Origin of the sequence: Rhodovarius lipocyclicus (genome assembly GCF_009900765.1) — a bacterium.
Taxonomy (GTDB): domain Bacteria; phylum Pseudomonadota; class Alphaproteobacteria; order Acetobacterales; family Acetobacteraceae; genus Rhodovarius; species Rhodovarius lipocyclicus.
This window is the reverse complement of the sequence record NZ_JAAABL010000032.1, coordinates 31,405-46,300: the sequence shown is the minus strand read 5'-3', so window position 1 is coordinate 46,300 and position 14,896 is coordinate 31,405. Positions and strand designations below refer to the sequence as shown.

The 14,896-nt window shown below is 69.3% G+C and carries 14 protein-coding genes; 2 read left to right on the top strand and 12 right to left on the bottom strand.

Annotated features, from left to right (window positions below; all coding sequences use genetic code 11):
- Positions 1-163: 163 nt before the first annotated feature.
- A complete protein-coding gene (locus tag GT007_RS17045; protein ID WP_160122859.1) occupies positions 164-1,126 on the bottom strand; it encodes an acetamidase/formamidase family protein in 963 nt (320 codons plus the stop codon).
- A gap of 109 nt (positions 1,127-1,235) precedes the next feature.
- Complete coding sequence (locus GT007_RS17040) at positions 1,236-1,892, bottom strand: GOLPH3/VPS74 family protein (RefSeq protein WP_160122858.1); 657 nt, start codon at positions 1,890-1,892, stop codon at positions 1,236-1,238.
- 90 nt (positions 1,893-1,982) lie between these two features.
- On the opposite strand from GT007_RS17040, the gene GT007_RS17035 reads away from it, so the two are divergent.
- Positions 1,983-2,369 (top strand): hypothetical protein, encoded by a 387-nt coding sequence (locus tag GT007_RS17035; RefSeq protein WP_160122857.1) that lies wholly within the window; start codon positions 1,983-1,985, stop codon positions 2,367-2,369.
- A gap of 34 nt (positions 2,370-2,403) precedes the next feature.
- Here the strand turns inward: GT007_RS17035 and hpf are convergent, their stop codons facing one another.
- The 8 genes from hpf to GT007_RS16995 form a co-directional block, all read right to left on the bottom strand.
- Entirely contained in the window at positions 2,404-2,988 is a 585-nt protein-coding gene (gene hpf, locus GT007_RS17030; protein ID WP_160122856.1) for a ribosome hibernation-promoting factor, HPF/YfiA family, read from the bottom strand.
- A 55-nt stretch (positions 2,989-3,043) separates the two neighbouring features.
- Positions 3,044-4,525 carry an RNA polymerase factor sigma-54 gene (rpoN, locus tag GT007_RS17025; protein ID WP_160122855.1) on the bottom strand — a complete coding sequence of 494 codons (1,482 nt, stop codon included), beginning with the start codon at positions 4,523-4,525 and terminating at the stop codon, positions 3,044-3,046.
- 41 nt (positions 4,526-4,566) lie between these two features.
- A complete protein-coding gene (gene lptB / locus GT007_RS17020; RefSeq protein WP_160122854.1) occupies positions 4,567-5,316 on the bottom strand; it encodes an LPS export ABC transporter ATP-binding protein in 750 nt (249 codons plus the stop codon).
- Entirely contained in the window at positions 5,313-6,302 is a 990-nt protein-coding gene (locus GT007_RS17015; protein WP_160122853.1) for an LptA/OstA family protein, read from the bottom strand. The genes lptB and GT007_RS17015 overlap by 4 nt, the downstream gene beginning before the upstream one ends.
- Positions 6,299-7,006: an LPS export ABC transporter periplasmic protein LptC gene (lptC, locus tag GT007_RS17010; protein ID WP_160122852.1), complete on the bottom strand. Its 708-nt coding sequence runs from the start codon at positions 7,004-7,006 to the stop codon at positions 6,299-6,301. Before lptC ends, GT007_RS17015 begins: the two co-directional genes overlap by 4 nt.
- Positions 7,003-7,974 (bottom strand): KpsF/GutQ family sugar-phosphate isomerase, encoded by a 972-nt coding sequence (locus tag GT007_RS17005; RefSeq protein ID WP_160122851.1) that lies wholly within the window; start codon positions 7,972-7,974, stop codon positions 7,003-7,005. The genes lptC and GT007_RS17005 overlap by 4 nt, the downstream gene beginning before the upstream one ends.
- Before the next feature lie 154 nt (positions 7,975-8,128).
- Positions 8,129-8,905 carry a glycosyltransferase family protein gene (locus GT007_RS17000; protein ID WP_160122850.1) on the bottom strand — a complete coding sequence of 259 codons (777 nt, stop codon included), beginning with the start codon at positions 8,903-8,905 and terminating at the stop codon, positions 8,129-8,131.
- A gap of 5 nt (positions 8,906-8,910) precedes the next feature.
- Positions 8,911-10,650, bottom strand: a complete 1,740-nt coding sequence (locus GT007_RS16995; protein ID WP_160122849.1) for a hypothetical protein — start codon at positions 10,648-10,650, stop codon at positions 8,911-8,913.
- A gap of 454 nt (positions 10,651-11,104) precedes the next feature.
- Between GT007_RS16995 and GT007_RS16990 the strand changes: the two genes are divergently transcribed.
- Positions 11,105-12,478 carry an MFS transporter gene (locus GT007_RS16990; protein WP_236571722.1) on the top strand — a complete coding sequence of 458 codons (1,374 nt, stop codon included), beginning with the start codon at positions 11,105-11,107 and terminating at the stop codon, positions 12,476-12,478.
- Between the two features lie 245 nt (positions 12,479-12,723).
- On the opposite strand, the gene GT007_RS16985 is transcribed toward GT007_RS16990, so the two are convergent.
- Positions 12,724-13,362 carry a glutathione S-transferase family protein gene (locus tag GT007_RS16985; RefSeq protein ID WP_160122847.1) on the bottom strand — a complete coding sequence of 213 codons (639 nt, stop codon included), beginning with the start codon at positions 13,360-13,362 and terminating at the stop codon, positions 12,724-12,726.
- 10 nt (positions 13,363-13,372) lie between these two features.
- A complete protein-coding gene (locus GT007_RS16980) occupies positions 13,373-14,764 on the bottom strand; it encodes a helix-turn-helix domain-containing protein (protein ID WP_160122846.1) in 1,392 nt (463 codons plus the stop codon).
- Between the last annotated feature and the right edge of the window lie 132 nt (positions 14,765-14,896).

Genomic DNA, 14,896 nt, shown 5'->3' with positions numbered 1-14,896 from the left:
TCAGGGCCACCAGCCAGGATGGAGTATGGCAGGTGTTCTTCTCGCGATTTCCTCTCGCCACACTCGACCTCAGGGACGAAACACCCCATCTCAAAACCGTCAGGGATGTCTCCGTACACCTGTCAAATATCTCTCCAGTCTGAACAGGGGGCAACGCCCCCGATCAGAACAGCAGCCCCTTCTTCAGCATGCCATGCACGCCCTTCTCCCCGTTCACGGTCTGCGTCACGTGGAAATCCACCGCCAGCGAGCAGAACTGATACGCATCCGCCGCCGAAAGGTTGGTGCGGCTGGTGATGAAGCTGATCATCTCCCGCAGCGCCTTCTTCATGGCTTCGTCCAGGTCTTCGTGCATGCCCATGGTGATGAAGTGGGTCTTGGTTTCCGCGCGCGGGTAGAGCTGGCCCGTGCCCTTTTCCAGCGTCAGGCGGAAATGGCCGGTCAGGCAGATCTCCAGCGCGTTGATGCACACCTCGCCATCGCCTTGCAGGCCGTGGCCGTCGCCGGCGCTGAACAGGGCGCCCGGCACATGCACCGGCAGGAACAGGGTGGCGCCCTCGCCGATTTCCTTGTTGTCCAGATTGCCGCCATGCGCGCGCGGCTCCTTGGTGGAGATGTTGCCCCAATCCTTGGGCGGGGCCACGCCCATCACGCCGAAGAAGGGCGCCAGCGGCAGCTTGATGCCGCCGCCCATCGGCACGGTGCAGGTGCGCTCGGCATGGTCCACCGGGATGTGGATGACGCGGCGATAGGGGAAATCCTCGGGCAGGGTGCCGCCCAGCGGGCGGAAGCCGCAGAAGCCCCAGTCATTGCCCAGTTCGATCTTCTCGATATCCACCCGCAGCGTGTCGCCGGGCTCCGCACCCTTCACGGCCACGGGGCCGGTGATCAGGTGGGGCCCCAGGCGTGGCAGCCGGCCCTCGGCATGGGCCTGGTGGATGGCGGTCATCTTCTCGGGGATGGTGAAGCCGCTGCCCGCGGGGGGCATCTGCTCCGGCCCGCCGGAGACGCATTCGAGGACCACCAGATCGCCGCTGTCGACCGTGAGCACGGGGCCGAAGCTGGCGTCGAAACTGCCGAAGCGGATGTTTTCGGCCTTGGCGGGGATATGATGGGTGGCTGGCATCGGAACCTCCTGCTGATGCGCAAGGTTCCTTTATCCGTAACGCTTTGAGAAGCGGGCAGGGGGCCCCGGCCTGGGCCCCCGCCCGCGAAAAGTGATCAGGAAAGCGGCGTTATGCCAAACCGCCGAACGCCACCATGGAGGTCTGCACCTGGCGGATCACCTCCGACAGCGAGCGGTTCAGCTCCTCCAGGTCGGCGATCTGGTCCACCCGGGCCGCGGTCTCATCCAACTCGATCGGCGTCAGCAGCAGGGGCACCAGGCCGGTGGCCCGGCACAGGCCCAGCAGCAGCGCGTCGCGCGGCTCGGGGATGTCGTCGGACAGGATCAGGTCGCGCAGGCGGGCGCGCACTTCCTTCACTTCCTGCGCGCCGCCGACGGCCTTGGGATAGCGGCGGTCGGCGAAGACCCACAGGAACTTGCCTTCCTCCATGCGCAGCACGCCGTGGCCCACCAGGCGGCCCAGCAGCGCGTCGCGGAAATGCTCGCCCTTCAGGCCGAGCTCGGAGATCCAGTGGCGGCTGTCCTCGATACCGGGGGCGGCGGCGATCATCTCCAGCGCCTCATCCAGCACGGCGTCGCCGGTCGGCTTGGCGTCGGAAACGACCACCCGTTCCAGGTCCGTGTCGATCCGGCCCAGCAGCGACAGCTCCATCAGCACGGCGCCGGCGATCGCGTAATCCGCGGCCGGCGGCGGCAGCCCGACAGGCCGCCCGGTGCGGTCATCGAGCAGGAGAAGGACGATTTCCTCGGGCATGGTCAATTGCATGGCCGCAGCCTAGCGCCAGTCCGGCCCCGGACGAAAGGCCTTCATGCAACCTTAAACATCCGGGCGGAGGCTGCGCGGCCGGAGGACACCATGACACCCCAGGAAGCCGCGCAGGAAGCAGCGCAGCAGGAACTGCGCGAGACCCGCGCCCGGCTGGCCCGCCATCTGGCTGAACTGCACAAGCTGCATCTGGCCCTGCTGGCGGAGGCCCGCGGCTGGAAGCGCTATTCCCTCAATGGCCAGGCCCGGCAGGAGATCGAACTGGCGGCCGACCTGCTGGAACAATACCTGTCCGCCAGCGATGCGTTTCAGGAGAACATGCGCGGGCGGCTGGAATCGCGGTTGGGCTTGTTGCGCCGGGGAGAGCCGCTCGTGAACGGCAAGCCCGACGACGCGCCCGGGCATGGCGGGTTCTGGTTGGCGTTTTCCCGGCTGTGCGCGGTGCTGCGCCGGGTGGAACGCCGCGTCACGACATGAAAAAGGGGGCCGAAGCCCCCTTTCCCCCCGGCTATCACATTCCGGGATCGAGCCAGCCCACATGCCCGTCCGGGCGGCGGTAGACCACATTCACCTCGCCCGAGGCATGGTTGCGGAACATCAACAGCGGCGCCCCATGGCCATCCAGCTGCAGCGCGGCCTGGCTCACGGTCAGGCGTTGCAGGGCAGCGGCCTCGGCCACCACGGCGGGCCCCATCATGTCGTTGGGGATCTCCATCTCGTCATCCTCCTCGATCTCGCGCGTCATCGGCGCGGAGAGGATGGGGATGCTGCTGCGCACCATGTGCTGGTTCGCGCGGCTGCGGGCATGTTCGTTCACACGGCGGCGATAGCGCCGCAGCCGCTTGCCCACATGGTCGCACGCCTCGTCGAACGCGCGATGGGCATCGGTGCCGGTGCCATGGCCCTGCATGGTCACGTTGCGGCCGGCATGAAGGTTGATGTCACAGGCGAAAAAGCCGCGATCCTTGCTGAACACGACCCGTGCCTCGAGCGCCTGGTCGAAATATTTATCAGCGATCGTGCCCAAGCCACGCTCCACATGGAAGCGGATGGCATCGCCCGTATCCACCTGTTTTCCGGCGACGGTGATCTGCATGAAGCTCACATCCTCCTGCCTTCGCGGTCAGGCCGCGTCGGCCGGAGAGGTCATCTCAGGCCGTCAAGGCCTTCCCGTCTTTCTCACGTCTGCGCTGTACCGAGCTTGGTATGCGCATCGCTTCCCGGTATTTGGCCACGGTCCGGCGGGCGATGTCCACACCTTCTTCACGTAACCGCAACACGAGCGCGTCGTCCGACAGGATGGCCGCCGGGGGTTCGCCGTCGATCAGCTGCCTGATGCGGTGGCGCACGGCGGCCGCACTCACGGCCTCGCTGCCCGCGGTGCCGGCGATGGCGGTGGTGAAGAAGAACTTCAGCTCCAGCACCCCGCGCGGGGTGGCGATGTATTTGTTGGAGGTAACGCGGGAGACGGTGCTCTCATGCATCTCCACCTCCGTCGCCACGTCCCGTAGGATCAGCGGCTTCAGGAATTCCACCCCGTGGCGGAAGAAGGCGTCCTGCCGCTGCACGATGCTGGCCGCCACCTTCAGGATGGTGCCGGCGCGCTGTTCCAGGCTTTTCACCAGCCAGTTCGCGGTGGCGAGCTTTTCCGTGACGAAGGCCCGCTGCTCCCGGTCGTTGCAGGCGAGCATGGCGCGGGCGGCGAAGCCCTGGCTGACCAGCACGCGGGGCATGGTCTCGGCGTTCAGTTCCAGCGCCCAGCCGCCATCGGGGGTGGCGCGCATCAGCACGTCGGGGACGACCGGGGCGGGGGGCGGGGCGTCGCGCCCGGCGCCGGGCTTGGGGTCCAGCCGGCGGATCTCGGCGATCATGTCGGCTAGGTCGGCCGCGTCCACGCCGCAGATCTCCATCAGCGTGCGCAGGTCGCGCCGGGCCACCAGCTCCAGATGGTCCAGCAGGGTCTGCATGGCCGGGTCCAGCCGGTTCTTCTCGGCCAGCTGGGCGGCCAGGCATTCGGACAGGTTGGCCGCGAACATGCCGCAGGGTTCCAGCCGCTGCAGGCGGCGACGCACCGCCTCCACCCGCGCGGCGTCGCAGCCCAGCCGCGCGGCCAGCGCCGGCACATCCACCGTCAACCGCCCGGAGGGCTCCAGCATCGCCAGCATCAGCCCGGCGATCAGCTGCTCCTGCGCGGTGTGGAATTCCAGCCGGATCTGCTGGGCCAGATCCTCCCGCAGGGTGGTGTGGGCCTCGGCGGTTTCCTCGATCGAGGACAGGTCATCGGAGAAATCGCTGCGCCCGCCGCTGCCCGCGATGGGGCCGGAAATGGGGGCGAAAGGCTCCCCGGTATCCACCGCGTTGGACCAGTCGGCGTCCAGCGGCGCGGCACTGTCGGGCAGGGGCGTGTCGCTGGCCACGGCGGTGGCGGCGTCGGGCGGCGGGGGCTCGGGGGCCACCGCCACGCTGTCCCGCGCATCGTCGCGTTCCAGCAGCGGGTTGCGTTCGAGTTCCTCCTCGACGAAGGCCTGGACCTCCAGGTTCGAGGATTGGAGCAGCTTGATCGCCTGCCGCAGCTGCGGCGTCATCACCAGGGACTGGCTCTGGCGCAGATCGAGGCGAGGGCCGAGCGACATGGGGCGGTGTTACGGGCTGATGTTGGCGGGTGGCGCCACCATCACAGGCTGAACCTTTCGCCCAGGTAAACCCGGCGCACGCCCTCATCGGCCACGATGTCCTGCGGCGTGCCTTCCATCAGCAGCTTGCCGTCATGCATGATATAGGCGCGGTCGATGATCTCCAGCGTCTCACGCACATTGTGGTCGGTGATCAGCACGCCGATGCCGCGGTTCTTCAGGTGCTTCACCAGGTCGCGGATCTCGGCCACCGCGATGGGGTCGATGCCCGCCAGCGGTTCGTCCAGCAGGATATAGGCGGGGTGGGTGGCAAGCGCCCGGGCGATCTCGCAGCGGCGGCGCTCGCCGCCCGACAGGGCGAGGGCGGGGGCGCGGCGCAGGTGGCCGATGCCGAATTCCGCCAGCAGGTTGTCCAGCATCTGCTCCCGCCGGTCGCGCTCGGGCTCCACCACCTCCAGCGCGGCGCGGATGTTGTCCTCCACCGACAGGCCCCGGAAGATGCTGGCTTCCTGCGGCAGGTAGCCCAGGCCGAGGCGCGCGCGGCGGTACATGGGCAGGCGTGTCACGTCATGCCCGTCCATGGTCACCATGCCCTCATCGGGCTGCACCAGGCCGGTGATCATGTAGAAGGTGGTGGTCTTGCCGGCGCCGTTGGGGCCGAGCAGGCCCACCGCCTCCCCCCGCTTCAGGTTCAGCGACACGCCGCGCACGACGGGGCGCTTGCGATAGCGCTTGCCGAGGCCGGTGGCGACGAGGCCGCCCTCGCCCGGAATGGCGGACAGCGCGTTCATGGGGTGCTCCTGGGGGCGTTGGCGCCCGGCGTGGGGCTGGGCGTCGCGGGTGCCAGCGGGTTGGCCCCGCCCTGCTGCGGCTGGATGGTGCCGCGCACGCGCTGCCCGCCCTGGCTGACGAGGCGCGAGACGCCGGTGTTGAGGTTGGTGATGGCTTCCTCGCCATTCACCTGGTTGTCGCCACGGGTGATGCGCACATTGCCCAGCAGCCGCGCGAGCCCGGTCGAGGCCTGATAGACGCCGCGGTCGCCGCGCACGACCTCGGTTTCCGTGCGGATTTCCACATTGCCGAACAGTTCCACCCGGTCGATGCGGCCGGCACCCGGGGGCGGGGCTGCGGCACCGGGCGCGGCGGGCTGGCCCGGGCGGGCGGCGGCCGGGGCGGGGCGGGGCGCGCCGTCCGGCTCCAGATAGGCGACCAGCGTGTCGGCGCCGATATGCCGGCCATCCTGGGTGATGACCACGGCATTGCCGCGCGCCACCGCCAGCCGCCGCTGGGACCAGTATTCCAGGCTGTCGCGGGAGGTGATGCGCTGCTGCGGCGTGGTCAGCGTCAATTCGCGGCCCGTCAGCACCAGCACCGCCTGGTCGATGTCATAGACGGCGCGGTCGCCGGTGGCGACGTCGGTCGCGGTGAAGATGCGGACATCGCCTTCCGCCTCCAGCCGCCAGATCTCGTTGCCGCCGGACAGCGGGCTGTCGGCGGGGCTGCCCGGGGTCGCGGGGGCGGGGGCCGCCGCACCCGCCTGGGGGCGATAGCGCGCCAGCAGCCGGGCGGCATCCACCGTCACGCCATCGCGGATGGCGCGGGCATTGCCGCGCGCCACCACCACGCGCTGTTCCTGCCGCCATTCGATGCCGTCGCGCGCGGTGACATCCACCGGCCCGCCCTGGGAGAGGTCGATGTTCTGCGCCAGCGCCGGCGTGGCCAGCAGCGACAGCGCCACAGCGAGGCGAGGGGCGAAAGCGAGGCGAAGGCGGCTCATCGCTGGGTTCCTTCCAGCACGGCGTGGGCACGGCCGGTGAACACCACCACGGCGCCGCGTTCCTGAATCTCGAAGCCTTCGGAGACGATGGTGCCGAAGGGCCCCTGGGCCTGGGTGGGCCTGTCCCCCTGGGCGGTGCCCGCGGTCAGGTCCACATGGGCCGTGTCGCTCTGAAAGCGCGTGCCATTGTCGTGATACACCGTCACGTCCCCAGCCAGATCCAGCAGATTGCGGCCCCTGTCATACACGCCATCGCGCGATTCCAGCAGGATCCAGGCGCCATCATTCAGCGTGATATCGGCGCGCGGCGCCGTCAGGTTGATCACTTCCTGCCCCGGTTCCAGATGCCCCTCCGCCTGGCGGGCCAGGTTGGCGGTGACGGTATAGGGGCGGTTCAGCTCGTCCCGGCCCTGATAGAGCGGGTTGGTCACCTGCAGGGCGGCGGGTTCCATGCCCGTGCCCCGCCGGAAGGAGAGGCGGCCGTCCTTGCCCTCGATATCCTGCCAGAACAGGATCAGCGCGATCAGGATCAGCGCCGCCCCCGGCAGCAGGTATTTCACCGCCTGCACGAAGCCGCGCCGGCGCGCCATGGAGCGCGCGCTGGGCGCCACCCGCGCGCGGGAGGGGGTGAGCATCGCCCCGCGCCGCGTGGCCAGCGGCGTGACGCCGGGTGTCAGGCCGGGTTCGCGCCGGGAACCGCTCACGCCACACCTGTCCGCAGCAGGTCGTGGATGTGCAGGATGCCCTGGGGCACCCGCGCGGCATCCACCACGAACAGGGTGGTGATGCTGCGCTCGTTCATGATGCGCAGGGCCTCGGCCGCCAGCATGCTGGGTGCGATCGCCAGCGGGTTGCGCGTCATGACATCCCCGGCGGAGCGCGAGAGCAGGTCGCCCCCCTGCTTCATCGCGCGGCGCAGGTCGCCGTCGGTGATGATGCCCGCCAGGCGCCCGTCCTCAAGGATACCCAGGCAGCCGAACCGGCCGGAGGTCATGGCCACCAGCGCCGCGTCCATGCCCATGCCGGGTTCGGCCAGCGGCATGTCGCGGTGCATCAGCTGTTCCACGCGCATCAGCTGCGCGCCCAGCTTGCCGCCGGGGTGGAAGACGCGGAAATCGGCGGCGGTGAAGCCGCGCCGGGTCAGCAACGCCACCGCCAGCGCATCGCCCAGCGCCAGCTGCATGGTGGTGCTGGTGGTCGGCGCCAGCCCCATCGGGCAGGCCTCCGGCACCGGGGGCAGCACCAGGGCGATGTCGGCGTCGCGCGTCAGGGAGGAACCGGCCCGGCCGGTGATGCCCACCAGCGGCAGGCCGAAGCGGCGGGTATAGACCACCAGATCCGACAGTTCGGCCGTCTCGCCGCTGTTGGACAGGGCCAGCACCACATCGCCCTGCAGGATCATGCCCAGGTCGCCGTGGCTCGCCTCGCCGGGATGGACGAAGATGGCCGGCGTGCCGGTGCTGGCCATGGTGGCCGCGATCTTGCGCCCGACATGGCCGGACTTGCCCATGCCAGAAACCACGACACGCCCGGTGCAGGCGGCCAGTGTCTCCACGGCTTGGTCGAATTCCGGACCCAGGGCTTCGGCGAGCGCCTGCAGCGCCTGGGCTTCGGTGATGAGCACCTGCCGGCCGACGGCGAGGTGGGAGGAGGAGGGTACGGACTGGTCCACGGGCTTCCTATGAGGGGTGGCGCGGCCCGGGGTCAACCGCCCCTACACTCTGAAACATTCAAGAATCGTGCCAAAGCACGGAATGGGTTTCCAGCCGGTTAACCGACGATATTTTCGTGCGCGGCGCCCCCGGGGGACGGGGGCGCGCCATGGCTCAGGCCAGGCTCAGCTGCTGCTTCAGGATCTGGTCGAAGCGCGCGGGGGCATACAGGTCCCGCACCAGGTCCTGGCCGCGCTGGGCCTTTTCCCGCGCATGTTCCCGCTGGTGCAGCACGGCCAGCATCTGCACCGCCACGTGGTCGATCTTCACATCCGCCCATTGGGTGCGGATGTCGAAGGCCAGCTCGCCCGGCTGCACGTCCCGCAGCTTGAAATCCAGCAGCCAGCTGTTGTCCTGGTTGCAGTAGTCCATGTTGCCGGAATAGCCGGTGGCGATCAGCGGCCGGCCGTAATACTGCGCCTGGGCGCAGAGCAGGCCGAAGGCTTCCGACCGGTGGGCCGAGACCACGGCATCGGCATGCCGCACGAAGGACAGGGCGCGCTCATCCGTGCCGCGTTCCTCCAGCAGGATGATGCGCGGGTCCCGCGCCGCGGCCTGCTGGATCAGCGACCACTCGCCATAGGGGGCGGCCTGTTCGTCCACCCCGCCATCGGGCAGGCGCAGCACCAGCGCCACCGGCTCCGTCCCGTTGGGGAAGGCCTGGATGAAGCCGGAGATGACCGCCGAGGGGTTCTTCCGCCGCAGCCCCGCCGCCGGGTTGAAGGCGGAGAAGAACACGAAGGTGGAGGCGCGGTCTGGCAACAGCTCGGCATAGGGGTCGGCCAAGCCCTCGGGCAGTTCCAGCGGCACGCCCAGCGTGGCCAGCGGCCGGTTGCTGGTGCGGGCGAAGGCCTGGCGGACGAATTCGGTGGGCGCCCACAGCGTGTCCACCTCCTTCAGGCCGGCAGCCTGGGGGCGGGCACATCGGCGAAGGCCCAGGGGAAGGCCCCCACCCGGCCGCGCGCCGTGATGCCGGAGAACGCTTGGTTGCGCAGCAGGTCCTTCATCGCGTCGGCCGCGCAGAAGAACAGGCTGACCGGCTTTTCCACGCCCTGGGTCGTGGCCTGCCGCGCGGGGGCGGCCTGGTTCTGGTCCGGCTGCCAGGGCAGCAGCCTGCCGGAGGGCGCGATGATCAGCGGCTGCGCCTCATCGGCGTCGAAGATGCGGGTGGTGACGCCCAGGCGGTCCAGCGCCTCCGCGCTCAGGCGCAGGGCCTGGCCCATGCCCAGCGCGTGGCGCTGGCCGACCAGATAGACGGGGTTCTGGCGCGGGCGGCCGCGCCGCGCGGCACCCTGGCCCAGCAGGGGCAGCATGGCCGGGCACTGCTCGGCGACCAGCGCCTCCACCTTGTCGGCCTGGGCCATCAGGGCTTCCTCGGCGCCCATCACGTCCACCGGCTCCCCGGCCTCCGCGGCCATGCTGGCCAGCAGGGTGAACAGGGACAGGAACCGCCCGCCGAAGGCGATGCGCTGGGCCCAGAAGCCGATCGCATCATCGCCCAGCAGCGCCAGGCGGCGATGGTCCCGCCAGCTTTCCAGCAGCAGCGAGAGCTGGAAGGCCAGCCGGTCCGCCGCATCCTGCAGGGAGCCGCCCTGGCCCGGATGGCGGGCCTGCTGCTGTTCCCAGGCCTCCATCACATAGCGGTTGGCGGGCGCGATGGCATCGGCCACCACCAGCCGCTGCCAGTGGCGGCGGTGGTCGTGCGGCAGGGCCTCGGCCGGCAGGGGGTGGGGCAGCACGATGTCGAACAGCCACCAGTGGCGCAGTGCCTCCGGCGAGGAGAAGGCGCGCGCCATCACGGTGCTGGACTGGGTGGCCAGCGCATCCAGCATCGCGGCCGTCAGCGGCTGGCGCAGATGGTGGTGCTCCACGCGGGAGCGCTGGAAATAGTCGGTGTCCGCCACTTCGAAGGCGGGCCAGGGCTCATGCGCCAGGATGGCGGCCATCAGCTGGCGCGGCTGCGCGCTGGCCACCGTGCCCATGGAGCGGGAGCCCATGTAGCCGCCGGCGGGCGTGGCCTGCGGGCGCAGCCCATCCAAGGCGGGCTCAGGCGGGGTGAAGGCGCGGCGGCGGGGGGCGGAGGCCGGCAGCAGCCCCTCGCTGGCCAGCAGCCCGCGCCGCAGCGCCTGGCCGATATTGTGGCGCTGTTCCGCGGTCTGGATGGCGTTCAGCAATTCCAGCTGGCCCGCGCCCAGCAGGGTGCGTTGCAGCAGCCCGGCGCCGAGCGGGGAGCCCAGCAGCGGGCGGGGCATGGCCAGGTCGATGCGCAGCGCGTTCCAGTCCACGTCGCAGAACCAGAACTCGCCCTCATGCACCAGGTCGATCCAGAGCGTGGCCAGCGCCGCGCCGTGCTGTTCCGCGATGGCGGCGGCATCGACGGTGAAGGCGAAGCGGTCCGGCTCGTCGGTGGACATGAGCTGGATCCGCCCCTCGGCGAATCGATGGCCGGCGAGTTCGGAGCCCGCCGGGGTCAGGAACCAGCCGAGGCGCACGGTATGGGACAGCGGCAGCAGCTTCGGCGACAGGCGGACATGGCCATAGATGCGCGCGGCCGAGGCGTGGCTGACGCGCGGAATCACATGGGAAAGCAGGCTCCAGTGCCGCTCACGCTCTCCTGTCAAAGGCGCTTCGCTCATGCCACCTCCGCTCGGACCGGTCGCATCCGCCAGAACTGTGCTGGCGATACACGCGGGATACGAGTTTTTCCGCACTGCAACACCCTAGTGTGTGGCGCGGCCAAATATTCCCCGACATTCAATACGAAGCCGGTTTTCACGATATTGTGATGTACTGCAAAAGACAAGCGAGATGACACCCGTTCCTGAAGAGGCCGACTTGCCCCGCCCATGTCGGCGGGAACAACTCCGCGCAATCTGAACCCGGGATGCCGGGACAAATCATATCACCGCAATGCGCCCCTTTCATCAAACCCGTTCATGAAACACGATTTCCAATGCCTGTGAATACTATGTTCTGGTGATGCGAAAGCGGCCCCCCACCGCCGTGCGGGCGCAACTGCCCGCTTCCGGCTCGCCCCGGGCCCGCGTATCCATAAGGGGCATGTCCGAGGCAACGTCCAAAGATCCCCGTTTGACCGCCATCATCGTGGCCAGCGCCCTGTTCATGCAGAACCTGGACAGCGCGGCGGTGACGACGGCCCTGCCCGCCATGGCACGCGACCTGGGCGAGGAACCCGCGCGCCTTGGCGTCGCCATCACCAGCTATCTGGTGGCGCTGACGGTGTTCATCCCTGTCTCCGGCTGGGTGGCCGATCGCTACGGCCCCAAGCGCGTGTTCATGTTCGCCATCGCGCTGTTCGCCGCCTCCTCCGCGATGTGCGGGCTGGCGGGCGGGCTGCCGGGCTTGGTCGCCGCGCGCATCGTGCAGGGGCTGGCGGGGGCCATGATGGTGCCCGTGGGCCGGCTGCTGCTGCTGCGGGGCCTGCGCAAGGACCAGATGCTGACCGCCATGGCCTGGTTGACCATGCCCGGCATGCTGGGCCCCATCAGCGGCCCCATGCTGGGCGGCGTGCTGACGGACCTGGCCGGCTGGCGCAGCGTGTTCTGGATCAACGTGCCCGTGGGCATACTGGGCCTGATCCTGGTCGCCTGGAAAATCCCCAGCATGGTCACCGAGCACCCGGGCCCGCCGGACACGCGCGGCCTGCTGCTGGTGGGCGGCGCGCTGACGCTGTTCATGTTCAGCCTGGAGACCATCGGCCGCGGCGTGATGCCCCCCGGCTGGCCCGAGGCCGGGCTGCTGCTGGGCATCGCGCTCGGCGTCATCGCCTGGCGCCATTGCCGGCGGGCGGAGCGCCCCGCGCTCGACCTCTCCCTGCTGCGGGTGCCTAGCTTCCATGCCGCGATGTTCGCGGGCTCCCTGTTCCGCATCGGCGCGGGGGCCAGCCCCTTCCTGGTGCCGGTGCTGCTGCAGGTGGGCTTCGGCTGGGCGGCCTCCGAGGCCGGCTTCGTCAGCTTCGCCACCGCCCTGGGCGCGCTGTTCATGAAGCCCCTGGCCCGCCCCATCCTGCGCTGGGCCGGGTTCCGCGGCACGGTGATGTGGGGCGGGCTGGCGGCCGCGGTCACGCTGGGCGGCTCCGCGCTGTTCACGCCGAACTGGCCGATCTGGGGCATGTTCATCTGGCTGGCCCTGTCCGGCCTGGCGCGCAGCCTGCAATTCACCTCGCTGAACACGCTGTCCTTCGCGGAACTGCCGCAGAGCCGCCTGTCGGCCGCCACGGGGTTTATGGGCATGGCCCAGCAGATGGCACCCGCCCTGGGCACCGTGCTGGCCACCGCCACGCTGGAATTCAGCGCCCACCTGCACGGGCGGCACGAACTGGCCGTGCAGGATTTCTCGGCGGGCTTCGTGGTGGCGGCACTGGTGGTGGCACTGGCCACGCCGTTCTACGCAAGGCTGCCCAAGGATATCGGGCATGAGGTGAGCGGGCAGCGGAGGGGGTAGGCCGAGGGCGCCGCCCTCGGGCTCCCGCTCGGGGGGAAATGACTTTCCCCCCGAGAACCCCCCATTACTTTCCATCAGTTTTCGGACGGCGCGGAACCTGCGAAGGTTCTTCTGGTAAATTTATATAATAATATCAATTATATAGGATTGGTGCCGGTCCCAAACTTCTCGCAGGGGCCTGGGGAGATCTTATCTCCCCAGCGGATGGGGTTTGGGGAAGGCGGCGCCTTCCCCAATGCGCCCTGTCAGAACAGTTTCGGTGCCACGAAGGTCCGGAACCCTGGCCGTGCTTCCAGCCGCCCGTACCACGCCCGCATCGCCGGCAGTTCCGGCATGCCGGGCCGTTGCACTTCCGCCCCGAACCAGCGCCGCGCGTAGCAGCCCAGCACGATATCCGCGATGGTCAGGTGCTCGCCTTCCAGGAAGGCGCGGCCGTCGCCCAGCCGGTCCTCGATGATGGCCCAGTTCGTGGCCATGTCCCTCACCGCCGTGTCGATCAGGGTGTAGTCGCGCTTGTCTTCCGGCGTGCGCACCATGCCCCAGAACAGGTTGCGCTCGGCGGGGCTGACGATGGACAGCTGCCAGTCCAGCCAGCGGTCCACGCTGGCGCGCGCGGCGGGGGCGGCGGGATACAGGCCCCCCGCATCGCCGCCCGCCTTCAGGCACAGGTAGCGCAGGATGGAATTGCTCTCCCACAGCACGAAATCCCCATCCACCAGGGTGGGCACGCGGCCATTGGGGTTTTTCGCGCGGTATTCGGGGGTGTTCACCACCCCGTACTGCATGCCGGCGTCGTGGCGCTCATAGGGCCAGCCCAGCTCATCCAGGCACCACAGCACCTTCATCACGTTCACGCTGTTCGCGCGGCCCAGAATCGTCAGCATGTTGGAATGCTCAGCCTTTCTCGAAGCGCCACGGTGTGGCGCCGTCCTCATTGGGGTCGAGTTTGAGCCTGTGTTCGAGTGGTGGGAAGGCCCGGCTGCGGCAATCCATCCGGTCGCACAACCGGCAGGACAGGCCGATGCCGACCGGATCGTGCCGCAGGTCCATGCCGTCGGCGTAGACGATCTCGGCGGCATGGGCGGCGTCGCAGCCCATGGCGATCACATGCAGGGGCGGGGGCTCGCCCCACCCGCGCGCCTGGCCCTGCACGGTACGGGCGAAGCACAGGAAGCGCGCGCCGTCCGGCAGGGCCGCGTGCTGCACGCGCAGGGTGCCGGGGGTGGTGAAGGCCTGGTGCACCACCCATTTCGGGCAGCTGCCGCCGAAGCGCGCGAAGGGAAAACCCGCCGCCGAGAAGCGCTTGTCCACATTCCCCGCCAGGTCGACGCGCAGGAAGAAGAAGGGCACGCCGCGATGCCCCTCTCGCTGCAGGGTGGAAAGCCGATGCGCCGCCTGCTCGAAGGAGACACCGAAGCGCATCGCCAGCGCCTCCAGGTCATGGCGCAGGGCGCGGGCGGAATGCTGGAAGGGCTGATAGGGCATCAGCAGCGCGCCGGCGGCGTAGTTCAGCACGCCGATGCGCATCAGCGCGGCCGAATCCTGGCTGGCCGGATGCGCGTCCGCCACCAGGGATTCCACCGCCTCCCGCCCCTCCAGCAGCAGCAGCTGGAAGGCCATCTGGAAGCCGCGGCTTTCGCGCGGCAGGGTCTCCGACAGCGCCAGCATGCGGTTCTGCGGGTCGTAGCGGCGCAGCGCGCCCTCCAGCGGGCCCACCACCACGCGCACGCCGTGGCGCTTGCGCAGGCGTTCGGCGATCGCGTGGTTCATCTCGGCCGGCTGCGCGCCCAGCTCCTGGCCCAGCGCCTCGGTGAAGGTCTCGATGGCGGGGAAGTGGTTGGCGCGGTCGTGGAAGAAATCCCGCGTCTCCTCGGTCGGCAGCACCAGCCGCCGGCCGGAGGGCAGGGCGAGGCCCGCGCTGTCCTCCCGCGCGACGCGCCAGGCGCGGTACAGCGCCAGCACCGCGCGCGCCGCGTTGGGAGAGGACGCGGCGAGGGAGGCGACCTCCACATCCGGCACTGCCTCCGTGCCCAGGGCCTGGTCGGCGAAGACCTCCCGCAGGCTGGTTTCCAGCGCCTTTTCGGCATGGCCCGACAGGGTGGCGAGATCGACGCCCAGCGCCTCCGTCAGCTTGATCAGGATGGCGGCGGTGACGGCGCGCTGGTCGTGCTCGATCAGGTTCAGATAGCTGGCGGAGATGCCCAGCCGCGCGGCCAGCGCCTGTTGGGCGATGCCTTGTTCGGTGCGCAGCCGGCGCACGACGCGCCCGATCAGCGGCTTTGACATGGTTGTTTCCGGCGTTCCTGTTTTACATTCTTTACTATTTTGCAGTGCGGGAAAACGGGCGCTTTACCGCCTTGCAGCTTGACAACGCTTATCCCTCTTTCGCCATCGGGCTGCAATGTGAAATCTTCACTT